The sequence below is a fragment of the Undibacterium sp. Jales W-56 genome (assembly GCF_025548535.1).
In the GTDB taxonomy this organism is placed as follows: Bacteria; Pseudomonadota; Gammaproteobacteria; order Burkholderiales; family Burkholderiaceae_D; genus Undibacterium.
Map to the genome: position 1 here is coordinate 27097 of NZ_JAJLQW010000002.1, position 21429 is coordinate 48525.

Annotated in this window: 20 protein-coding genes; 16 read left to right on the forward strand and 4 right to left on the reverse strand. The window is 51.4% G+C overall.

Going from position 1 to position 21429, the window contains the following annotated elements:
• Nucleotides 1–8 precede the first annotated feature (8 nt).
• Nucleotides 9–713, forward strand: coding sequence for a hypothetical protein (locus tag LPB67_RS06085; RefSeq protein WP_134222395.1), 705 nt, complete (start codon nt 9–11; stop codon nt 711–713).
• A gap of 135 nt (nt 714–848) precedes the next feature.
• Here the strand turns inward: LPB67_RS06085 and LPB67_RS06090 are convergent, their stop codons facing one another.
• Entirely contained in the window at nt 849–1028 is a 180-nt protein-coding gene (locus LPB67_RS06090; protein WP_262836184.1) for a LysR family transcriptional regulator, read from the reverse strand.
• An 88-nt stretch (nt 1029–1116) separates the two neighbouring features.
• On the opposite strand from LPB67_RS06090, the gene LPB67_RS06095 reads away from it, so the two are divergent.
• The 4 genes from LPB67_RS06095 to LPB67_RS06105 all read left to right on the forward strand — a co-directional run bounded on the left by LPB67_RS06095 (nt 1117) and on the right by LPB67_RS06105 (nt 3684).
• Entirely contained in the window at nt 1117–2133 is a 1017-nt protein-coding gene (locus LPB67_RS06095) for a YeiH family protein (protein WP_034303916.1), read from the forward strand.
• Between the two features lie 158 nt (nt 2134–2291).
• Nucleotides 2292–2468: a Tn3 family transposase gene (locus tag LPB67_RS19170; protein ID WP_373419990.1), complete on the forward strand. Its 177-nt coding sequence runs from the start codon at nt 2292–2294 to the stop codon at nt 2466–2468.
• Between the two features lie 377 nt (nt 2469–2845).
• Nucleotides 2846–3094 (forward strand): hypothetical protein, encoded by a 249-nt coding sequence (locus tag LPB67_RS06100; RefSeq protein WP_262836185.1) that lies wholly within the window; start codon nt 2846–2848, stop codon nt 3092–3094.
• Nucleotides 3091–3684: a hypothetical protein gene (locus LPB67_RS06105; RefSeq protein WP_262836186.1), complete on the forward strand. Its 594-nt coding sequence runs from the start codon at nt 3091–3093 to the stop codon at nt 3682–3684. Before LPB67_RS06100 ends, LPB67_RS06105 begins: the two co-directional genes overlap by 4 nt.
• Before the next feature lie 377 nt (nt 3685–4061).
• Here LPB67_RS06105 and LPB67_RS06110 read toward each other — a convergent pair whose 3' ends face one another.
• Nucleotides 4062–4637, reverse strand: coding sequence for a hypothetical protein (locus LPB67_RS06110; protein WP_262836187.1), 576 nt, complete (start codon nt 4635–4637; stop codon nt 4062–4064).
• Nucleotides 4638–4817: 180 nt separating this feature from the next.
• The gene (locus tag LPB67_RS06115; protein ID WP_262836188.1) at nt 4818–6233 is read right to left on the reverse strand and encodes a PLP-dependent aminotransferase family protein; all 1416 of its coding nucleotides are present in this window, start codon (nt 6231–6233) and stop codon (nt 4818–4820) included.
• A 267-nt stretch (nt 6234–6500) separates the two neighbouring features.
• Here LPB67_RS06115 and LPB67_RS06120 point away from each other — a divergent pair, with 267 nt between their 5' ends.
• The 4 genes from LPB67_RS06120 (at nt 6501) to fdhD (ending at nt 10078) form a co-directional block, all read left to right on the forward strand.
• On the forward strand, nt 6501–7421 hold the full coding sequence (locus LPB67_RS06120) for a bestrophin family protein (RefSeq protein ID WP_262836189.1): 921 nt from the start codon (nt 6501–6503) through the stop codon (nt 7419–7421).
• Nucleotides 7422–7605: 184 nt separating this feature from the next.
• Complete coding sequence (moaA, locus tag LPB67_RS06125) at nt 7606–8721, forward strand: GTP 3',8-cyclase MoaA (RefSeq protein WP_262836190.1); 1116 nt, start codon at nt 7606–7608, stop codon at nt 8719–8721.
• Nucleotides 8722–8793: 72 nt separating this feature from the next.
• Nucleotides 8794–9051 (forward strand): MoaD/ThiS family protein, encoded by a 258-nt coding sequence (locus LPB67_RS06130; RefSeq protein WP_262836191.1) that lies wholly within the window; start codon nt 8794–8796, stop codon nt 9049–9051.
• A gap of 121 nt (nt 9052–9172) precedes the next feature.
• Nucleotides 9173–10078: a formate dehydrogenase accessory sulfurtransferase FdhD gene (gene fdhD / locus LPB67_RS06135; RefSeq protein WP_262836192.1), complete on the forward strand. Its 906-nt coding sequence runs from the start codon at nt 9173–9175 to the stop codon at nt 10076–10078.
• 139 nt (nt 10079–10217) lie between these two features.
• Here the strand turns inward: fdhD and LPB67_RS06140 are convergent, their stop codons facing one another.
• Nucleotides 10218–10532, reverse strand: coding sequence for an ArsR family transcriptional regulator (locus tag LPB67_RS06140; RefSeq protein ID WP_262836193.1), 315 nt, complete (start codon nt 10530–10532; stop codon nt 10218–10220).
• A 484-nt stretch (nt 10533–11016) separates the two neighbouring features.
• On the opposite strand from LPB67_RS06140, the gene LPB67_RS06145 reads away from it, so the two are divergent.
• The 7 genes from LPB67_RS06145 to LPB67_RS06175 all read left to right on the forward strand — a co-directional run bounded on the left by LPB67_RS06145 (nt 11017) and on the right by LPB67_RS06175 (nt 21428).
• Nucleotides 11017–13329, forward strand: a complete 2313-nt coding sequence (locus LPB67_RS06145; protein WP_262836194.1) for an FdhF/YdeP family oxidoreductase — start codon at nt 11017–11019, stop codon at nt 13327–13329.
• Between the two features lie 12 nt (nt 13330–13341).
• Nucleotides 13342–14742 (forward strand): cytochrome ubiquinol oxidase subunit I, encoded by a 1401-nt coding sequence (locus LPB67_RS06150; RefSeq protein WP_262836195.1) that lies wholly within the window; start codon nt 13342–13344, stop codon nt 14740–14742.
• Nucleotides 14743–14794: 52 nt separating this feature from the next.
• Nucleotides 14795–15775, forward strand: coding sequence for a cytochrome d ubiquinol oxidase subunit II (gene cydB, locus LPB67_RS06155; RefSeq protein ID WP_262836196.1), 981 nt, complete (start codon nt 14795–14797; stop codon nt 15773–15775).
• Between the two features lie 583 nt (nt 15776–16358).
• Entirely contained in the window at nt 16359–17381 is a 1023-nt protein-coding gene (locus LPB67_RS06160) for an ABC transporter substrate-binding protein (protein ID WP_262836197.1), read from the forward strand.
• 6 nt (nt 17382–17387) lie between these two features.
• The gene (locus LPB67_RS06165; protein WP_262836198.1) at nt 17388–18911 is read left to right on the forward strand and encodes a sensor histidine kinase; all 1524 of its coding nucleotides are present in this window, start codon (nt 17388–17390) and stop codon (nt 18909–18911) included.
• Nucleotides 18908–19348, forward strand: a complete 441-nt coding sequence (locus LPB67_RS06170) for a response regulator (RefSeq protein WP_262836199.1) — start codon at nt 18908–18910, stop codon at nt 19346–19348. Before LPB67_RS06165 ends, LPB67_RS06170 begins: the two co-directional genes overlap by 4 nt.
• A gap of 7 nt (nt 19349–19355) precedes the next feature.
• Complete coding sequence (locus LPB67_RS06175) at nt 19356–21428, forward strand: EAL domain-containing protein (protein WP_262836200.1); 2073 nt, start codon at nt 19356–19358, stop codon at nt 21426–21428.
• The last annotated feature ends 1 nt before the right edge of the window (nt 21429 follow it).

Here is a 21429-nt window from a genome sequence, read left to right on the forward strand (position 1 = left end):
TTCTGCTCATGAAATTCAAACAATTTACAGTCGCATCCTGCTTTTCGTCCTTCATGCTGCCGCACGTCCTCTTCGTTGAAGAACAGGAGGCGCGAAAGAAGGCTGCCATGAGCTGCTGTCTTGCCTGGAATATCAGTCTGTTTCCTGAAGCTGAGCAGGAGGACCACATCGAGCGAATTTGGAAAATGGTCGAGGCCGACAATCGGGACGCACCACCTCCGGGATTGGAACAGGGATTCAAGCAGGACCTGCGCATGCTGGTGGCACAGAAACAGGAGCTGTTTCCGTGGACGCATACGAACATCCCGACGGCAGACTTGATCGGAGCGGGCGTCCACGATGTATTGAGGATCGCCACCGGCACCGGCACGACCGAGGAAATCGAAATCCTTGCCTGGCCGAATCCAACCGGATTGCCGCTCATCATCGAGCATCTGCGGCGCATCCAGAGCGACACGGCCGCCCAGGTTGGCCTACAGGAGCAGGCCCGCAGTACCCCCGGAGCATTTACCGACATCGAGGCAACCCAAATGACGATCGCGTATTGCGTCCAGCGGGCCGATCTGGTCGGCTACCAGCGCATCCTGACGGTTTGGCGCGACACCCAGCCGGCATCGAGCGTCAAGCGGGTCATAGGTCATTGGCTGGGCGTGCTGGCTGAAATCGAGGCCGATACCAAGGCCGTGTTGAACATCCTGGTCAGTTGCAGATAATTCTGGTTCGCGGCGATGGAATGCTGGTTGGCGCGGATAAATGCAGGTTCATTTACAGCTAATGCTGGTTTGAAGGGGGCATCAGCTGCAGTTATTCCTGGCCGAGAATCGGCTGGAATGCTGGTCGGGCCTGTTTCAAATGCAGGTCGCTACAAATAGGGCCGTGCCAAAGCGTTCTTCCAGGACTTTAATCGAAGCACTTACTGCTGAAGGGGTAAGGGCCAACACCGCTGCGGCCTGGGTCAAATGTTGTCGCTCCGCGACTTCAACAAAAATCCGCAATTGTTCTAGCGTCATCTGATTGTTCGATTCCATTTAACGATCTGTCAGATATTATAAGATAGACATAACAATCTGTCGACTTGATAATCGTTTTATTGAATTCGAGAATCAGGAGCGGCAAATGATCAAGCAACCACTAAAACTCGTTCGCAACGCGCTGCCAGGCTTGGCACTTTGCGCTGTGGTGACTGCGGCAGCTTACACAATGGAAAGCATCGAAAGCGCTTTATTTGGCCACGCATGGCTCGAAAGCCTGGTGCTGGCCATTCTTCTAGGCACCGCCGTGCGGACGGTGCATCGGCTCGATACTCGCTTCGAAGACGGCATCCAAGTCGGTGCGAAATTATTGCTGGAAATCGCGGTCGTGCTGCTGGGCGCTTCGGTCAGCGCCGGTGCACTGCTCGAAAACGGCATCGGTCTGATGAGCGGCATCGCGGCAGTGGTCGCCATCGCGATTGCGCTCAGCTTTGCCCTTGGCCGTGCTTTTGGTCTGCCGCGCAAGATGGCCATCTTGATTGCCTGCGGCAATTCGATTTGCGGTAACTCTGCCATTGCCGCGGTGGCCCCGGTTATCGATGCGGATGGAAAGGACGTCGCTGCGGCGATCGCCTTCACTGCCGTGCTTGGCGTTGTCGTGGTGCTGGTGCTGCCGCTAATGGTGTCACTGTTGTCGTTTTCACCAACGCAGTTCGGTGTCTTTGCCGGGCTGACCGTCTACGCGGTGCCCCAGGTGCTGGCCGCGACCTCATCGATATCGCTTAGCAGCGTCCACATCGGCACCTTGGTGAAACTGGTGCGGGTGCTGATGCTGGGCCCAGTCGTGCTGGTACTGTCGCTGATTGGTCGGCGCGAAGGTGGTCGTCGTCCTGCGCTGTCGCATATGGTCCCGTGGTTCATCGTCGGCTTTTTGCTACTGCTGACCTTGCGCTCGTTCGGCGCCATTCCAGAGGCGGCAATTGCGCCGATGCACGTGACGGCGAATTTCCTCACCATTATGTCGATGGCCGCACTCGGACTCGGCGTCGATGCGCGCTCAGTCATGCGGGCCGGTTGCCGGGTCGCCGCAGTTGTCGTGTTGTCGCTGCTGGCGTTGGCAGTCATCAGTTTTTTCCTGATAAAAATGCTCGGCATCGTTTGAAGCACTGCCCGATTAGCGGCTACCGTTAGAAATCGAGGATCTGTATTTTTTTAATACGAGAAACTTGGTGGTATTGCAGAAAGTTACAGTCTGATACGCTTGGCAAGCAGTCGCGCAATGCGCTTGCCAGAGCGGTCTTGATTCATCGCTTAGGTGATATGTGCGACCGCGGCTTAAACCTGGTGACGGGCGCCATCGTTCTTTGGCATGCGGTGTTTCTGGAGCGGGCGACACAGGTTGCGCGCGGTCCTGGCAGCTCCCCGACGCCAGTATGCTGCAGTTTCGTGTCCTCGTTGGTCTGGGAGCACATCTACGGGACCGGATATTACATTTGAAGGAAGAGCAAGAAGGTTGATGAGAAAAATATCGGCCGCTGCGGACTTCAAGAATCGGTAACAGGGCTTAGCGCCCGATTTTTTCCGTTTTCCCTATTCTCCCCAAATAGAGATAGATGAGGACGGCAACATCAGCGAAGAGTCCATTACAAGAGGCGTCAATCTCAAATTCGGGACGAGCTTTACCAACATCTTTGACAAGGACGCCATCAAATCAGATTTAGAAAAATTAGGCTTAGATCGCATCAATGACAACTTCGGCTCGCCCGTGATTAGTAGCCTGCGCGACAAAGAAAAATTGCGCGGTGATTTACGTGCGTTCGTCGCCCTGCAAATAGAAAAGGCGATTGATTCAGAATAGCGTCACGGTTAGGGACGTGGAAGTCGATGTCATCGCAAGACTAATTGCGACACAAATCAGAAAGGGAAATCAAATGCCATTCACCATCAATGCCGCAGGCATCGCAAAAATAAAGGCAGCGGCGATCGCCAAAGTCGGCAAGTATGAGCAATACATACCGCAAGAAAAACCGCCGCTGGGAACCAGTGATTACGACATCAGCAACCGACAACGGCAAAAAAAATATCGTGACAAACACAAAAGAGAGTGGAGACTAAAACCATGACAATGATCAAAGTAAATGTAAAAGATGCCGTTGCACAGTCAGCCGCCAAAGTATCCGAAAATATCGGTGAAAATTTACGCTCCAAGCGGGAGGTATCTTATAGCGAATTGTTCGATTTGATAAAAGATGTGATCAGCTTGAATTTTGAAAAACACATTTATGCAGCACTGCGCAGACATGACATTCAAATTGCAGACGGCGAACAATTGAATAAAGAAGTGCTGTCAAGGGAACTCGGGCGCAAGGCAGGCATTACATTGACCGACATCACAAGCAAAGATGCAATTTTATCGGACGTAGATAAACACATATGCAAGCTGGTAAACGTTGCCGCAGGCACGACCTTTACAACGCTGGTGGACAAAGAACAAATGCAAGAACAGATCGTCAGCATGGCGGTGCAGCAAATAGAATCGGGAGCGGTATCGGTACTGTCCAGGGCAAAAGCAAAAGTAACCACGGGCGGGATTATCTACAGAGAGAAATTCGAAAAGCAACAAAAAACCACACTGAAAAAAGCCCATAGAAAATTAATGCAGCGGATTTATCAAAAGCGATTTGAGAGGACGCATGAAAAAGTTTGGGTATGATGTCAACCAATGATAAATAAAAACGCTATGTGACTATCAACGGAGGGCTTATACGATGGACGTTAAACGCAGCATTCAAAGTGTGAATGATTGGCTGGATAAGAAAATAGAAGGTAAGCCTAGGTCGGATATGAATAGTGTAGAAGCATTTTTTTATATCACGAATAGGCTGTGGAATCATTTGATGATGATAGTTGTCCTCTATATCGCAATGTTTGCTTTGGAGTTTTGTTTGGTTATGGTGTTAGGTTTGTCTGGTAAGTATGCGTTCGAGATAACACTGATGATACCGGCGTTAATAATCTCATTTGGGTATTGGCGGTGGTTTGAGAAAAAGAAATAGTAAATAAAAAGCCTTCATAACGAAGGCTTTTTATTTATCTGCGGTGCCGTGAATGCGCAATCTTGAATGAAGAAAAAGCATGCAACGGCAAATCATCGTGAACCGTCTCAGAACGGATATGAATATCTTTTCCGGTGCTAATAACGCGTTCACCGGATTGATACGTCGGTGCATTAGCGGCTGGCGAGGTATCAAGAATCTGCTTTGACAATCGCGCATTCTCAGCTTCCAAGGCGCGACAGCGCGCCTGAAATGTACGCAACTGCAAAACGACCACATCATGATCATTCACGGCTTTGGCGTTGATCGCATCGCGACCCCATTGGGATTCAAAAAACATCGCGTAGCAAATAGCATGTGGCACGGGCGAAGCGCCGGAGATATAGCGGCTCATAGTTTTGGCGCAAATACCAAGCCAAAGGCAAAGCGCCTTAATCTTGGCCGGACTCATGGCGGTCAGGTCATCAAGGGTCGTCATAAACGTCGCGTGACCGTGTGCGTGACGTGGGGTAAGAAAGCCTGCGGGAATTTTGGGGGACATGCCTTGATAGCTACTCATTATCAAATATCCTATGACAATAGATATTATTAAATAGCTTGCAAGCAACAAAATCTTTTATGATTCGTTTCGCCAGATAGTTTTACGCATAATTTATATTATGTTAAATATTAAATTTGTATTACCATGCGTTCTTTTTCAGCTATAGCTGCTGATGTCTTCAAATTCGAAAATCATGAATTATGCATTTCTCGCAACAAGGCAAAATTCGCTAGGTCTTATTGAAACCGACTATAAATAACTTGAAATCAATTTTCCCAGTGTGATGACGGCTGCCTCGATCTCTGGGGTCCAGGCATAGCTGTAATTTAGCCTGATGAAATTCTTGTAGCCGTTGGTGACAGAAAACATATACCCCGGCCCTACCGTGATCTTGCTTTCCAGTGCATCACGATATAAGCGCATGGAATCAACTCCTTCCGGCAGCTCGACCCATAATACATATCCGCCCATGGGGATTGATGTCTTTGTCCCAACCGGAAAGAACCTTTTCACCATGGATATCATGATGCTGGCCTGCTGTTCGTACGCCTTGCGGACCTTTCTGAGATGGTGATCGTAGCCGTCATACTTGAGATACTCTGCAATCGCCATCTGGGGAATGGAAGAAGTAGTCAGCGTATTGAGGAACTTAAGCTTTTCGACCTGATCGCGGTATTTTCCCGGCATTGTCCAACCTATCCGGTATGCTGCCGTCAGGCTTTTCGAGAATGATGAACAATGCAGTACCAGGCCTTTTGTATCGTATGCCTTCAGGGAGCCAGGGTGTATTTCGCCAAAGTGCAACTCGTCGTAGACATTATTTTCGATGACCGGAATTTCGTGCTTCGCCAGTAACTCCACCAGTTCGCGCTTCTTTTGGTCCGGCATTTGAAAGCCCAGCGGATTCTGAAAGTTCGGCATGACCATGCAGGCGGCGATGGGCTGGTGCCGGATAATCTGCGCCAAGGCGCCAATGTCTATTCCTTCCCGGGGATGTGTCGCTACTTCGATAGCGCGCATGCCCATTCTTTCGATAGCGTGCAGCATCGCATAAAAAGTCGGCGACTCGACTGCGATCGTATCTCCGGGCTTGGCAACGGCCTGCAGACAGAGATTGATCGCTTCGGTGGCACCCACTGTAATGAGAATTTCATTTGGATCGACTGACAGCCCGGTTTCCATGTACCGGCGTGCAATCTGCCTGATCAGTTGGGGATGCCCGGGAGGAAGGTCATCCATGATGGTCCAATTAGGGTAGCGTCGCGTAATCGCAGTCGCATATTGGTTGATCCTTTGCAGCGGAAAAAGAGAGGGATCCGGGTAAGGAGAACCCAGCGGAACGGCGTCGTGAATCCGTATGGAGCGCAAAGTCGACAGCACCAGCCTGCTGACATCAACTTCGGATGAAACCGCTATAGGCTGCGATACCTGTAACTCTCTCGTTAATAGTCCCGCCGGCTTAGTACGGACGAAGTAGCCAGATTGCGGACGGCTCTCAATGATCCCTTTACTCTCCAGCAGCAGGTAGGCGCGCAAGACCGTGGTAATGCTGAGTTGGTGATGCTGGCTCATTTGCCGGACGGAAGGAATTTTCTCCCCCTCCAGAAGTACCCCTCTTAGTATCTGGCTTTCTATCTCGCTAACAAGTTTTTCGAAAAGCTTCATTGCCAGTTCCTGCCGATAGTCACGCGACCAGAATTGATACAGGTACGCACGCAGCCAATATCAATTTTATTGATGATTGAGATTTTATGGCGGCACAGCGATTTAGGTTTTATTGCTCAACTGGCAGGCTCGACTGTACTCTTTTTATTTTAGCCGCATTGTATATGCGAACTCCATATTCATCAAACTATGCTAGAGGCATGCATCACGATGCAATTAGTAACAACATTTAGGCAATTTCATTCAATTTAATATAAGCGCCCCAAAATGATCGTTCGCCCTCAACAAAACTGGTTTCGATTGCTATTCGTATGGAAGGGCTCGGTGCTGCAAACCATCGTTCCTCAACTCGTATTCATGTTCCTGGTTGGCTTGCTGGCCTTGCGCACGGACGGAAAAGTATTCGGGGAAAAGGTACCGCTCAATACGATACCGTTCACGCTGGTCGGAGTGGCGCTGACCATCTTCCTCGCATTCAGGAACAACGCAAGTTATGACCGCTATTGGGAATCCCGCAAAATGTGGGGAAACATCGTGGTGTCCTTGCGCTCCCTTGCGTCCCAGGTAATTTGCTACCTGCCGGCCGATGCGTCGGAATTCGACAGGCTACAGTTTATACGTCGCTTGATTGCGTTTGCGCATGCATTGAATCATCAGTTGAGGAAAACAGATTCGTCGGGGCCCTTGTCCTCCTATCTGCCTCCCGAAGATGCCAAGTCCTTGAGCGGCAAGCACTTCCAGCCAGTGGCGATCCTGCACGGCATGCGCAGTACCTTGGCCGAAATGCAAAAAGCGGGGCACATATCGGACACCCGCCTCTGGATGATGGACGCCCAGCTTAACGAGCTTGGTGCAATGGTGGCGGGGTGCGAACGCATAGCGTCGACACCCATACCGCTTGCTTACGGGGTCTTGCTACACCGCACCGTGTACGCGTATTGCGTGTTGCTACCGTTCGGCCTTGTGGACTCGATAGGGATAGCGACACCTTTTATATCGGTTTTCGTATCCTATACCTTAATTGCCCTTGAAGCGATTGCCAGCGATATCTCGGAACCGTTCGGGAAAGCGCCGAATAATCTGGCTCTCGACGCGATAACCCGAAATATCGAACGCTCTTTGCTGGAATTGTGCGAGCAAGCCATTCCTGAGGAAATGGTAGTCGATTCGGACTATCAATTGACCTAAGCCTGGATGCAGCTCATTCACATCAAATGGGAGTGCAGTTTAACGTCATTTACCAGAACTGTACTCCCCTGCTGGGAGACACACTGTATGCGCCCGGAGCCGGCATTGAAGTCTAAGCTAGGCGTAAATAGCTTTTCCCTTTCACGGCGTCACAAAATCGTATTCGGCGAATATTGGAGACAACATGCACACTGAACTCTTAGCCACGCACAACCGATATAAGGACGCGAGTTTGGCAAGCATCGCAACGGTCAATCATGTTTCAGGCGCCGACTGCCTGGATCTCCTTCAGCGGCCTGTCAGGGATCTGCGTTTGTCGGTCATTGACCAATGCAATTTCCGCTGCACCTATTGCATGCCGAAGGAGATTTACACCAAGGATTATTCCTTCCTGCATTCGGAGTCCAGGCTCTCTTTCGACCAGATGCTGACGCTGGCAAAAGCCTTTGTCCAGCTTGGGGTGGAAAAAATTCGGATAACCGGCGGCGAACCGTTGTTGAGAAAAGGCCTTGAAAAATTTATTGAGACCATAGCAAAGCTGACCACCCACACTGGAAAGAACGTGGAAATCGCATTGACCACGAATGGTGCCTTGCTCGCTGCAAAAGCACAATCACTGAGAGACGCCGGACTGCAACGGGTAACGGTAAGCCTCGACAGCCTGGATAACGATATTTTCATGAAAATGAATGACGTCGGATTTCCCGTGCAGAAGGTACTGGGCGGTATTGAGGCAGCGCAAGCCGTGGGGCTCCAGCCGATCAAAGTCAATACCGTGATCCAAAAAGGAATCAATGACAACCAGATTGTGCCTCTTGCCAGGTATTTCAGAAACACCGGCGTCATTGTCAGATTCATCGAATTCATGGATGTCGGCGGCGCAGAGTTCTGGAACAAGGAGAGCATGTTGAGTTCCGGCAGCGCCAGACGCCTGGTGGAGCAGGAGTTTCCGCTACTGCCCAGCATCGGAAAAGCGAATGACACATCCCGCAACTTCAAGTATGCGGACGGTGCAGGTGAAATCGGTTTTATTTCAAGCATGACGGAGCCGTTTTGCAGTTCCTGCACCCGGGCCCGTGTTTCTGCCGATGGAAAATTGTTCATGTGCCTGTTTGCGACGAAATCGATTGACCTGCGGTCCCTGCTTCAATCGTCCGCTTCGCATGAACAAATAGCGAGCGTCATACGAGGGCATTGGCAACTACGGGATGACCGGTATTCCGAACTGCATATTGAAAAACGGACGACGGGCAGCAAAAAGATATACCGCACAGTACGCATGTCGCTAGTTGGCGGATGACGACGAACCGGCGTCCGTGACGCTATCAGTAATCCAATCTTATTCGAGTTTTATGTCTGCTGAGGAGTCAGTATGAAAATCCATATCAAATATTTCGCCAGCATCCGCGAGACCGTCGGGCATACGGAGGAAACATTGGATCTGGATGAAGATGAGGTCACGGTCAATACGCTAAAGAAAAAACTCGCTGCACTCAGTACAGACCACTTTCAGGCGCTATGCGGGGGAAGGCTTGTGCGGAGTTCTGTCGATTTTCTGATGCAGGATGGTGAATTTCGATTGAGGGACGGTTGTGAAGTCGCTTTTTTTCCGCCGGTGACCGGCGGCTAAACCTGCCAGCCGACGTCGAGATACGGTCTTTGGTAAAGAGCGTGATGGGAATTAGCAAAGCGCCCACCCTCTTCCCGATCAGAAACCTGAAGTCGTTTTCGCTTATTTCAAAGGTGAGCATATGTTATTCAGTGAAGATACGGCACGCACAGGATACGTGGAGCTTCCTGTCATTCGTCATTATGGTAATGCGCAGACACCGGAGGCCGACGAGGTCGCAGAGGAATTCCCTGTCGCCCTTGTTTACAATGGAATTTCCCATGCCGTGATGATGACTACGCCGCGGGATCTTGAAGAATTCGCAGTCGGGTTTTCCCTGACGGAAGGTATCGTTGCAAGCGCAGCAGACATCCATGATCTCGATGTTGTCATGCACAGGACCAGCGCCGAAGTACGCTTGAGCATTGCGCAGCCGGAGTTCCTGAAGCTCAAAGGAAAACGCCGCGCCCTTGCGGGGAGAACCGGCTGCGGTGTATGCGGCATAGAAAGCATAGAACTCCTGGATCTGGTGCCGGAAAAGATCGTCCCGTCGCCCTCGTTGTTTCACGTCGGGGCTGCCGTCATCGAACGGGTAACGCAAGAACTTCCCAGTCATCAGGTGCTCATGAAATCCACAGGCGGCGTTCATGCTGCCGCGTGGTGTGACAAGGAAGGAACAATCCTTAAGGTATTCGAAGATGTCGGACGGCATAACGGGCTCGACAAACTGATCGGCTACCTCGCCATGCAGGATATCGACATGCGGCAGGGCTTTGTTTTTCTGTCCAGCAGGGCCAGTTATGAGCTGGTCCGAAAAGCGGCACGGATGAATATCCCGATGCTCGCCACCATTTCCGCGCCGACTTCCCTCGCGATCGAGATTGCTCAACAGGCAGGCATGAGGCTGATGAGCTTCTGCAGGAGAGACACCTTCGTCCAATATACAAGCCAAGCAGAGCCGGGCTCTCCCGGTGTTGCCTGCTCCCATCGTGGTAAGGACAGCTGTGCCCTCCCGAATGTTGAGGCTGTTCGTACTGGCGGCCAATAATGAAATGAACTCCCGAGAGGAAAATGCCATGAAAACAGAAAATATATCTCCCTTACTTGCGTAATCATTTCGCCACTCAGTTTCTTGCGGATTATTAAAGGAAGGACCGTTTACCAGGTCGAAACCGGCTTCGCCAGGCTCACTTCCCGGCACGAGTGCCGTCGGCTAAAGCGACAGAAAACGAAGCAGCGCAAAGATCGCGTCCGGTAGAAGTCAGCGCCACGTTGCCGGTGCCGTCTTCCTGCGTTGTCACCGCGACTAAGCCAGCGCTGGTCAATGCGTTCAGGTAGCGTAGCAATGTGCTCATCAGCAAGCCTGAGCGTTTACTGAGCTTGGCCAGGGACCACGGTTTGTCCGGCGCAGTAGACGCCGCCTCCCACAATAAAGTCAGCACTGTTGCCAGGATCTGGTCTACCTGGGATTGTTGCCCCGATTGATCTTCGTGCAATTTCATGATTTCTCCAAATGCCGGGCATGCCGCACACCGAGCCGGCGTGTGCTTCTTTCCAATTGGGCTGTTGCTTTAGTCGGACGTGATCCGCTCTCCCCTGTGGCGCAATATGGAATGTTCTAGAAAGCCGGCGTGTTGAATAGTCGCGTCGCAAAGCATATGGTGCCTCCTCGGATCAGTTTTCGGTTGAATCGATAGTAACAAGCTGACAGGGGCGCAAGAGATACAGTCCAGCACGCAGTACAGGGTTACAGATACATCTTCGGCTGCTACGGAGCCCTTCAATCCATCTTCGACACTCTGGACATATTTGCAACATGTTCGCCTTTGAGTTTTATTGGAAGCAAGGAAAAGATTGTGACATCAAGCGAAGTGACAGCCGGCGCACTGTGCTCCTTTTTTATCGCCGGGATTGTGTGTCTTGCTCTTGCTTTCGGGCGCTTATCATTTGTCTCACGAATTCACCACCTGAACAGGAGCGAAGATCATGAGTAAAGCCAAATCCGAAGGGCGCATAGAACCGTACCACCATGCAGCGGCGGGTTGGGGGGCGTTGAAATACGTCGCGATTAATTTGTTCAAAGAGAAAGTCAGCGCAGGCAACTACCGCATCTTATTCGAGCAAAACCAGCCTGACGGTTTCGACTGCCCCGGTTGCGCGTGGCCTGACCGCGTACATTCATCGACCTTCGAGTTCTGCGAGAACGGGGTCAAGGCCGTAGCAGCCGAATCCACCAGTAAACGCGCCCGTCCTGATTTATTCGACAAGTATACCGTGGCCGAATTGATGACGCAGTCCGACTATGAGCTTGAGCAGCACGGCCGCCTGACCGACCCGCTGGTATACGACGCAAAAACCGATAAATATCGCCCCATTACATGGGACGGCGCCTTTGAGCTGATCGCGCGGCACCTGAATGCACTCGATAGCCCCAACGAAGCGACGTTCTATACTTCCGGCCGCGCCAGCAATGAAGCGGCCTTCATGTACCAGTTGTTTGTGCGCGCCTTCGGCACCAACAATTTCCCTGACTGTTCGAATTTGTGCCACGAGGCGACCAGCCGCGGATTGCCGCACACCGTCGGTATCGGCAAGGGCACCGTGACGCTGGACGACTTTGAGCACGCCGATACTTTGCTGATTTTTGGCCAGAATCCGGCCACGAACCATCCTCGCATGCTGGGCGAACTGCGTGAGGCGGCAAAACGGGGCGCTACCATCGTCTCCATCAACCCGTTGCGCGAGCGCGGCCTGGAACGCTTCACCAGCCCGCAGCATCCGATTGAAATGCTGACCGGCTCCAGCACCAAAATCAGCTCGATGTTTGTTTGCCCGACATTGAGTGGCGACTTTGCGCTGTTGAAAGCCATGGCGAAAAGAGTAGTAGAACTGGATGACCTGGCGCTGGCGGGCAACAGCGAGCGTGTGCTCGATATCGACTTCATCAACGAGCATACTTCAGGATTTTCCGCCTTTGCGGAAGATCTGCGCAATGAAAGCTGGGACTTGTTGATAGCAGAGTCAGGTGTTCCGCGCGAACAGATCGAAGCGCTTACCAAGGTCTACGTCAACGGCAAAGCCGTCATTGCCACCTGGGGCATGGGCCTGACCCAACACAAGAATTCGGTGCCGACGATTCAAATGCTGTCGAATTTGATGATGATGCGCGGGAACATAGGTCGGCGCGGCGCCGGTTTGTGCCCCGTGCGCGGCCATTCCAATGTACAGGGCGATCGGACCATGGGCATTGAAGAACAGCCGACCGAAGCCTTCCTCGACCGCATGAAACAGGTGTTCGGCTTTGAACCTCCGCGCCATCACGGCTACGATGCAGTAGCGACGATAGAAGCCATGCTGGACAAGCGCGTGAAGGTATTTGTCGGCCTGGGAGGCAACTTCTCAATGGCTACGCCGGACACTCCGCGCACCTGGGATGCACTGCGCTCCTGTAACCTGACGGTCAACATTTCCACCAAATTGAACCGGAGCCACCTGGTGCACGGCCGTGACGCGCTGATCCTGCCGACATTGGGCCGTACCGAAATCGACGCGCAGGACGGCGTGGCGCAAGGCGTCACCGTGGAAGATTCCATGAGCATGGTGCACATCTCCTACGGCATGAACCAGCCTGCCTCGCCCAACCTGATGTCGGAGACCGCTATCGTTGCGAACATGGCGCACTGGACGCTCGGAAGCAAGTACATCGATTGGCTGGGCTATGCGCGCGATTATTCCAAGATCCGCGACGCCATCGAAATGGTATTCGACGATTTCTACGACTTCAATGCGCGGGTCGCCAAGCCCGGCGGATTCCACCTCGAGATTGCATCGCGCGAGCGGGTCTGGAAAACCGAATCCGGCAAGGCGCAGTTCCTGATCAATGGGGTGGAACTCGATACGCCTATCCATCGCGCCCGTGAAAAATACGGCGAACGTTTGATGGTGCTGATGACCACCCGGTCCCATGACCAGTACAACACCACGATCTATGCAATGGACGACCGCTACCGCGGCGTATTTGGGCAGCGCCGCGTGGTATTCATCAACAAGGAAGATCTGGCGATGCTCGGTTTCGCGGCCGGCGAATGGGTTGACCTGGTCAGCGTCTGGGATGATGGCGTGGAGCGCCGCGCAGACCGCTTCCTGCTGGTTGAGTATGACATTCCGCGCGGCTGCCTGGGCGCCTATTATCCGGAAACCAATCCGCTGGTGCCGCTGGACAGCGTCGGGCACGGATCGCGCACGCCGACCTTCAAGTCGGTCCCGGTATTGCTGCAAAAATCTGTCGTTACCAATTAAAGGGAGAACAACATGTCCGGTTTCGATGTCCTCGACCTGTCGCGCGCCCAGTTCGCGATGACAGCTATCTTTCATATTCTATGGCCCATCCTGACGATCAGCATGTCGCTGTTCCTACTGATCGTTGAGGGGCTCTGGGTACGCACCAGCGATCCCATGTACTACCGCCAGGCGCGTTACTGGGGAAAATTACTGGTGCTCAATTTTGCGGTCGGCGTGGTCAGCGGAATTCCGATGGAGTTCCAGTTCGGCACCAACTGGGCGCCTTTTTCGCACAGCGCCGGTCAGTTCATCGGCAATATCCTGGGGTTTGAGGGCGCGATGGCCTTCATGCTAGAGGCAGGCTTCATCGGCGTGATGATGTTCGGCTGGGGGCGCGTATCGAAAGGTACTCATCTGTTCGCAACCGGCATGGTGGCGCTGGGCTCGACCATTTCCTCGTTCTGGATCATGGTGGCCAACTCGTGGATGCAGACCCCCGCCGGGGTTGCCGTGGTGGATGGCAAGATCGTCGTCACGGACTATTTCGCTGCCATCTTCAATCCGGACATGGTTTGGGCGGTCGGGCATATGTGGGTAGCCGCGGTAGAAACCGGCTTGTTTGTGATCGCCGGTATCTCGGCCTATCATTTGCTCAAGCGTCGCAATACCGAATTTTTCATGCGCTCATTCAAGCTGGCGCTGCTCACGCTGGTTTTTGTCGCGCCCCTGCAGGTCTGGCTGGGCGATTCCAGCGGCGTCGATGTATTTGAGACCCAGCCCGCGAAAGGCGCTGCAATCGAAGGACACTGGCACACCAATGCACCTGGCAAAGGTGCGGCCTGGTCTCTGCTCGCATGGCCGAATCAGGACAAGCAGGAAAACGACTGGTCGATTGAAGTGCCAGGCATGCTTAGCGTGATCGCCACGCACAGCGCCACCGGCAAAATCACCGGTCTGGCCGACATCCCTCGCGCCGATCAGCCGCCGATGGTGCCGCTGCTGTATTACGCTTTCCGCGTGATGGCCGGGATAGGCATGTGGTTCGTGCTGCTGTCGTTCTGGACCGCCTATGCATGGCGCAAGACCGGCGCACGGCTGGACGGCTTTCTGGCGAATCGCAAATTGCTGCTGGCCTGGGTGCTGACTATACCGCTGCCGTATATCGCAGTCGAAGCCGGATGGATCGTGCGTGAAGTGGGACGTCAGCCCTGGATCGTGTACGGTTTGCTGCGCACCAAGGATGCCGTTTCAAACATACCGGCGCATGCCGTGGCCGGCAGTATGGCAATGTTCGCCTTGTTTTATGTCGCACTGTTCATCTCATTTTTCATCTTTGCCCGCAAATGGCTGAAGCAGGGTCCGGATCTGAGCATCATGCCGCCGGCGCAATCGCCGTACCTGAGCATGCCTGTACCGCAAGCAAGTCACTGAGCAATGAGCCAATAAACATACTAACAAGCCACACACTGAGAAAGATATCATCATGAACGCTTCACCACACGACATGCTCACAACCGCCTGGTTCTGCCTGACAGGCCTGATGCTGGTGTTTTACGTCGTCACTGACGGCTTCGACCTGGGTGTCGGCATCCTCAGCCTGATCACCCGCAAGGAATCGGATCGCGACCAGATGTTCCAATCCATCAGCCACGTATGGGACGCTAACGAAACCTGGCTGGTCGTGGTCGGCGGCGCGCTGTTCGGTGCCTTCCCTGCGGCCTATGCCATGCTGCTGCAGGATCTGTACATTCCCATCATGCTGCTGATCGCCAGCCTGATCCTGCGCGGTGCCTCGATTGAGTTTCGCCATGCCGCCGGCAACAAGCGCATCTGGGATATCATCTTCGGCCTCGGCAGCCTGCTGGCCGCGCTGGCACAAGGCATCGTGCTAGGCAAGATCATTACCGGCCTGGCGCCGGGCATGCTGCCCGCAGTCTTCACCGCCGTCACGGCGCTGGGCGTTGTCTCCGGCTATGCCTTGCTGGGCGCCACCTACCTGGTCAAGAAAACCACCGGCCAGCTGGAACAGGCCGCGCGCCGTTACTCGGTTGCCAGCGTGCTCACGACGGTCGCCTCGGCTATCGTGCTGTCGGCCGGCACCATGATATTCAGTTCGATAGGGCATGACCGCTGGGCGCAGCCGGGCGTGTTCAATATCCTGCTGTCCTTGGCAGCCGTCGCCGCCCTTGCCTTCCTTTACGTGCTATATGCCATCCGCGTGAACAGCGTGCGCGGTCCGTTTCGCGCCACCATCCTGCTGTTCCTGTCATCGTTTGCCGGCCTGGCCGTCAGCTTGTTCCCCGATTTCGTGCCGGGCAAGCTGAGTATCGCAGAGGCGGCGTCCGACAGTTCCACATTGATCTTCATGCTGCTAGGCATAGGCACCATCTTGCCGGTGATGATCGGATACAACTTACATCAATATTACGTCTTTCGCGGCAAAGTCGCGGTTGTTCCGCACTAGGCGCCGAGAAAATCCGGAACTCGTTTTGGACAAGCGACTTGCGCTGATATCCAGTTTTGAGCATATCGATGATAACCAGGGCGCAATAAGATCCATAATCATAATAAACAAAAACACAACACTTGCAAATAATAGGACTCACGCAAAACGACCAACTGCTTACCACAATTCAAATTAAAACCGCATGCTGGATGCGGCTTTCAGACACATTTCGTGCCAACAGGCGCACCCGGCTTGCGGGTTCATTCGAATATCAAAACACCATGAAGCCAATTCTCTTTCTTGTCTTTTCTTGTACCTCTGTATTTCTGTGTCTCTATGGTGCGAGGTTTTGGTTTTTGCGTAAGTCCTAGATAAAAGACTTACGACTCCCATGGTCGGGCAGTTTTGTTTCCCTGGACGAACATCATGAAGTTTTACGCATAAGAACTATTGTTAAAAAAATATTTTGTTCTATATTTAAGTTACTTAAGTGCAGTCTGTTTCTATGAATAAATTTATTTATTCATGTTTTTGGATTCGTTAGCGTGAATATGCAGACAAAAATATGATTCTCAATTAGCAATCATCTTGGGGCATGGGTATGGATTCCGCAAAAAATAGTAGAGTCTTACTTCCGGCGATCGCTCTGATTGCGGGTTTATTCGTAGTTCTTTATTGGCAACCAATTATTACCTGGCTAATACCCACCCCAATTCCAAAACAAAAAATTATTCTTGCTGTCGCGACTTATCCGGGTTCAGGATTAGTCTATTTAGCCGCAGCTAAAGGATATTTTCTCGAAGAAGGTCTTGATGTAACTCTGCAAACGTATACAAGCGGTCGCGATGCGCTGGCAGCGACAATCGAAAAAAATGCAGATCTTGGAACTGTTGCCAATATGCCTGTCGTGTACGCAACGATGAATGGGCAGCTTATTTCTATCGTAACCACCATTTTTACAGCAGGAAAATCTTATGGCGTTGTTGCTCGCAGGGATCGCGGCATTGAGACTTTGGCCGACATCAAGGGAAAAATCGTCGGAGTAACATCTCGGACTGACGGTCATTATGTTTTCAGTACGATGTTGGCTCGACATCGACTTTTATTGGATCAGGTACATATCCAGGATATTTCACCTGAAGAAATGGCAACGGCGCTGCAAAGTGGAAAAGTTGACGCCATTGCTACCTGGGAACCATGGTTGAGCGCTGCCACTCAAGCAATGGGCGCCAACGGCATTGAATTCCGTACTGATGGCGGTTTCGTACTTGAATATAATTTGGCAGGTCGATCAGACTGGGTATCTGCCAATCAAGAGAAAATACAGCGCGTTTTAAAAGCACTGCTTCAAGCCAAGCGATTTGTCGACGACAATCCATTGGAAGCGCATGCAGTAATAGCAAAGGCAATAAAAATCGATCCTGCTGTTTTAAACTCGGTTGGCCCCAACTATAGGTTTGTCGTTCAACTCGACCAGAACCTGTTGATCATGCTGGAGGATCAGGCCCGATGGGCGGTCCAGAATAAGTTTAGCAATCAAACGTCGATGCCCAATTTTTTAACTGCTATCGACATACGGGCGCTCAACGCGATTCAACCCGATGCAGTCAAAATAATTCATTAGCCCGCCATGCAAATTAGAACCCAGCACACTCTCGGCACTCTGGTCTCCTCTATTGCGCTTAGTATTATCGCGTTAACTTTATTCAATTCTATTCAGCAAGCGAATGAAGCTAATGCGCGCAGTAATTATGCGACGGATGTTGTAGCCAAAGGTATCAACGAACTCCGCTTTGTTGCGGTCGAATACATCATTTCCAAGCCTGAGCGTGCCAAACTGCAATGGCAGCAAAAACATACTTCGCTAACTAAATATCTGACTCAAAATATTTTCGACCAGCAAAATGAGCAGTTAATTATGCAAGAACTTCGGCTGCAACATCAGTATATGCAGCAGACATTTAAGGAGTTGGTGGAGTTAGATAGTCAAACTGCTGGCAATGAACGAGAACGGATGCTGTCTGATGAAGTCAGAAAAAGACTTGTTACGCGTCTTATGATTATTTCTCAGGATTCCATCTCCGATGCAACGCATTTAGCCCAAATTACCAACGCCAGGACGATCGAAGCGCAGCGTCGTACAACCTGGCTGATAGTACTGTTACTCATCTTGATAGGTCTGGTTATCTTAGTCAATTATGTCACTGCTTTGACTCAGATACTTGGACCAATTAATAAACTTAAACTGGGCACCGATGCTTTTGCCAAGGGCGATTTCAATTTTCGTACCAGGCTTTCAGTTAATAATGAGCTCGGAGATTTATCTCGGGCATTCGACCAGATGGCCGCACGTTTGCTCGAGAGCAGGAAGGCACTGGAAGATAAGTCGGCATTGCTGCAAGAAACGAATAAAGAGCTTGAAAGTTTTAGCTATTCAGTATCGCATGACCTGCGCTCGCCCCTGCGAGGTATTGACGGCTGGGGTTTGGCACTGATCGAGGATTATGGCAATACACTGGATGAAACGGCGCACGAATATGTGGATCGAATTCGTAAAGAAACCCAGCATATGGGGCAACTGATCGATGACTTACTGCAATTGGCACGTGTAACACGTAGCGAAATCAAGCGTGAGGTAGTTGATCTTAGCGGGCTTGCCAACAAGCTTAGCGAAGAACTGAAACAAACCCACAACCAGCGACAAATTAAATTTATCATTCAACCGGGCATGACAATGCAGGGTGACATCCGGTTGCTAGAAATTCTCATGACCAATCTGCTCGACAATGCCTGCAAATTCACCAGCCCGCGCCCCTTAGCCTGCATCGAGTTTGGATCAACAAGAGTAGAAGATCCGGAATCTAAGTTAGACATTAGCACCTACTTCGTACGTGACAATGGCGTTGGCTTCGATATGGCACATGCAAAAAGGCTATTTGGTGCATTCCAGCGAATGCATCGGGCCAGCTCCTTCCCGGGCACCGGGATCGGCCTTGCGACAGTACAACGCATAGTCCATCGTCACGGCGGTAAGGTTTGGGCCGACGCTCAACTAGATCAGGGCGCAACATTTTATTTCACGCTATCTCAAACAAATATACCTTTATCAGTAAGACCAACATCTCTCGACATAGAGACAAAGGAATCATCATGACAACAAAAGTGATATTACTGGTGGAAGATAATCCTAGCGACATCGGACTAACCAAACGCGCCTTTCAGAAAGCGGCTATCCGCAATGAACTGGTCGTAGCCGAGGATGGGCAAGACGCATTGGATTATCTGTTCGGCACGGGTGCGTATAGCGCTCGTGACACGAGTGATTTGCCCATGTTAATTTTATTGGATCTTAAATTACCACGCGTTGATGGATTGCAGGTCCTACGCCAGATTCGTGCGAGTAACCTCACCCGACGTATTCCTGTAGTGATACTGACCTCCTCAAACGAAGAGCAAGACCTTGCCACTGGCTACGATCTGGGTACCAATAGCTACATTCGGAAACCAGTTGATTTTCATCAATTTGCCGAGGTAATTAAGCAACTGGGAATGTATTGGCTGGTCATTAACGAAGCGCCCCCACAATGCTGAGGTAAGTATGGATGCATTACTTTCAGTCTTGATTGTAGAGGATTCCACTAGCGACGCTGCCTTGATGCTCAGGTACTTGCAAAAAGCAGGGTTCAAACTTACCCATGCACGTGTTGAAACCGCAGAACAGATGCGTAGCGCCCTGCTTTCTCAATCCTGGGACATCATCCTGTGCGATTTTGCCTTACCCGGCTTTGACGCCAGACTGGCACTGAGAACCTTACAGGATACGGGTCTGGATATTCCATTCATTATCGTGTCTGGATCGATCGGAGATGAAGTGGCAATCGAGCTAGTCAGAACTGGTGCGCAAGATTATTTAATGAAAGACAATATGGAGCGGCTGGCTCCGGCAGTTGAGCGAGAATTACGCGAGGCTAGCCAACGTGCCGCACACCGTATGGCAGAACAGCGTCTGCGCTTGTCGGCTTGTGTTTTTGAGAGTGCCGATGAAAGTATCATGGTCACCGATGCCGAATGGAATATTGTTGCGATTAATCCGGCTTTCCGACTTATTACCGGCTATAGCGAAGCCGAGGTATTGGGTAAAAATCCGAGCATACTCAAAGCAGACAGGCAAGATGCCGCCTTCTACCGGCAATTGTGGAACACGCTGCAATCTGCTGGCCATTGGTCTGGCGAAATATGGGACAAACGTAAAAACGGTGAGGTTTATCCCGCATGGCTGACAATGAGCGCTGTCAAAGATACTGCGGACAAACCGACGCATTACGTAGGTGTTTTCAGTGATCGCAGCGCCATTTTTGCAGAAAGGGAACGCGCCGATTTTCTTTGGCAGCATGATATTTTGACTGGTTTGCCGAATCGCGTTCTACTGCGCGACCGACTGCAACAAGCAATCGATAGTGCCAAATTAGATGGCCGTCAAGTCGCTTTATTACTACTCAATATCGACCGGTTGCAACATGTAAATGACCGTTTTGGCCACGATGCCGGCGACGGGTTTCTCAAGGAATTAGCCAGCCGACTGCAAGCAACGCTCGCATCCGGCGATACCCTGGCGCACTTAGGTAGCGATGAGTTCGTGATGGTCGTAACGCATTTTACGGACACAGATGAAATTACACTGATTGCACAACGCTTGGCTCAAACCATTGCCGAGCCAATTCAGATCCAAAACGAAGATGTATCCGTTACTGCCAGCATTGGTATCAGCATCTATCCGGTCGATGGCAACTTAGTAAGTGACCTGCTAAAGGGGGCCGATATGGCGCTCTCTCTGGTGAAAAGCGAAGGGCGTAATGGGATACGCTTTCTCACGGCAGAAATGAATGCCCGGGCCCTGCGCCAGATGATCTTGGAAAATCACCTGAGACATGCACTTGAGCGCAAAGAATTGCTATTGCATTACCAACCGCAGGTAACGCTAGTGGATGGCTCTATTTTGGGCGTGGAAGCATTAGCTCGCTGGCATAATCCTGAGTTAGGAATCATTTCTCCGGCTGTTTTCATTCCATTGGCGGAAGAAGCCGGCCTCATTTTAGCCATCGGCGAATGGGTCATGCGCACCGCTTGCCAACAGAATAAAGCCTGGCAAGACGCAGGATTTCCAAAGGTGCGTATCGCAGTCAATGTTTCTGCCCATCAATTCGCAACAGGAACGCTAGCAACATTGGTTCGCGACATACTGATAGAAACAGGATTGGAACCGCAATATCTTGAGGTAGAGTTAACAGAGAGCGTAATGATGCGGGATACGGAATCCTCGCTCCGCCAAATCACTCAACTGCGAGAGATTGGCGTATCAGTTTCTCTTGATGATTTTGGAACGGGCTATTCTTCGCTAGGTTATCTCAGCCGCTTCACGATAGATAAATTAAAAATAGATCAAAGCTTCGTACGTAACATTACGACAGATTCCAGAAGCGCAGCAATCGTCAATGCATCCATTGCGCTAGCTCAAAGTTTGGGGATCAAAGTTATTGTTGAAGGCGTCGAGACTAACGATCAGCTTGATTATCTACACAAAATTGGTTGCCAAGAAATTCAAGGCTATCTTTTTAGTCGGCCGGTTGGCCCGGATGAACTGTCGATGCTGCTGACAAGATCGTTGAAATAAC

What these genes read in the sequence shown, in the direction of transcription:
- LPB67_RS06095 (WP_034303916.1), top strand. Translation starts at nt 1,117, where the DNA reads ATGATCAAGCAACCACTAAAACTCGTTCGCAACGCGCTGCCAGGCTTG.
- LPB67_RS06170 (WP_262836199.1), top strand. Translation starts at nt 18,908, where the DNA reads ATGACAACAAAAGTGATATTACTGGTGGAAGATAATCCTAGCGACATC.
- LPB67_RS06150 (WP_262836195.1), top strand. Translation starts at nt 13,342, where the DNA reads ATGTCCGGTTTCGATGTCCTCGACCTGTCGCGCGCCCAGTTCGCGATG.
- LPB67_RS06145 (WP_262836194.1), top strand. Translation starts at nt 11,017, where the DNA reads ATGAGTAAAGCCAAATCCGAAGGGCGCATAGAACCGTACCACCATGCA.
- LPB67_RS06140 (WP_262836193.1), bottom strand. Translation starts at nt 10,532, where the DNA reads ATGAAATTGCACGAAGATCAATCGGGGCAACAATCCCAGGTAGACCAG.
- LPB67_RS06115 (WP_262836188.1), bottom strand. Translation starts at nt 6,233, where the DNA reads ATGAAGCTTTTCGAAAAACTTGTTAGCGAGATAGAAAGCCAGATACTA.
- LPB67_RS06175 (WP_262836200.1), top strand. Translation starts at nt 19,356, where the DNA reads ATGGATGCATTACTTTCAGTCTTGATTGTAGAGGATTCCACTAGCGAC.
- LPB67_RS06105 (WP_262836186.1), top strand. Translation starts at nt 3,091, where the DNA reads ATGACAATGATCAAAGTAAATGTAAAAGATGCCGTTGCACAGTCAGCC.
- LPB67_RS06165 (WP_262836198.1), top strand. Translation starts at nt 17,388, where the DNA reads ATGCAAATTAGAACCCAGCACACTCTCGGCACTCTGGTCTCCTCTATT.
- fdhD (WP_262836192.1), top strand. Translation starts at nt 9,173, where the DNA reads ATGTTATTCAGTGAAGATACGGCACGCACAGGATACGTGGAGCTTCCT.
- LPB67_RS06120 (WP_262836189.1), top strand. Translation starts at nt 6,501, where the DNA reads ATGATCGTTCGCCCTCAACAAAACTGGTTTCGATTGCTATTCGTATGG.
- moaA (WP_262836190.1), top strand. Translation starts at nt 7,606, where the DNA reads ATGCACACTGAACTCTTAGCCACGCACAACCGATATAAGGACGCGAGT.
- LPB67_RS06090 (WP_262836184.1), bottom strand. Translation starts at nt 1,028, where the DNA reads ATGGAATCGAACAATCAGATGACGCTAGAACAATTGCGGATTTTTGTT.
- LPB67_RS06160 (WP_262836197.1), top strand. Translation starts at nt 16,359, where the DNA reads ATGGATTCCGCAAAAAATAGTAGAGTCTTACTTCCGGCGATCGCTCTG.
- LPB67_RS06085 (WP_134222395.1), top strand. Translation starts at nt 9, where the DNA reads ATGAAATTCAAACAATTTACAGTCGCATCCTGCTTTTCGTCCTTCATG.
- LPB67_RS19170 (WP_373419990.1), top strand. Translation starts at nt 2,292, where the DNA reads ATGTGCGACCGCGGCTTAAACCTGGTGACGGGCGCCATCGTTCTTTGG.
- LPB67_RS06130 (WP_262836191.1), top strand. Translation starts at nt 8,794, where the DNA reads ATGAAAATCCATATCAAATATTTCGCCAGCATCCGCGAGACCGTCGGG.
- cydB (WP_262836196.1), top strand. Translation starts at nt 14,795, where the DNA reads ATGAACGCTTCACCACACGACATGCTCACAACCGCCTGGTTCTGCCTG.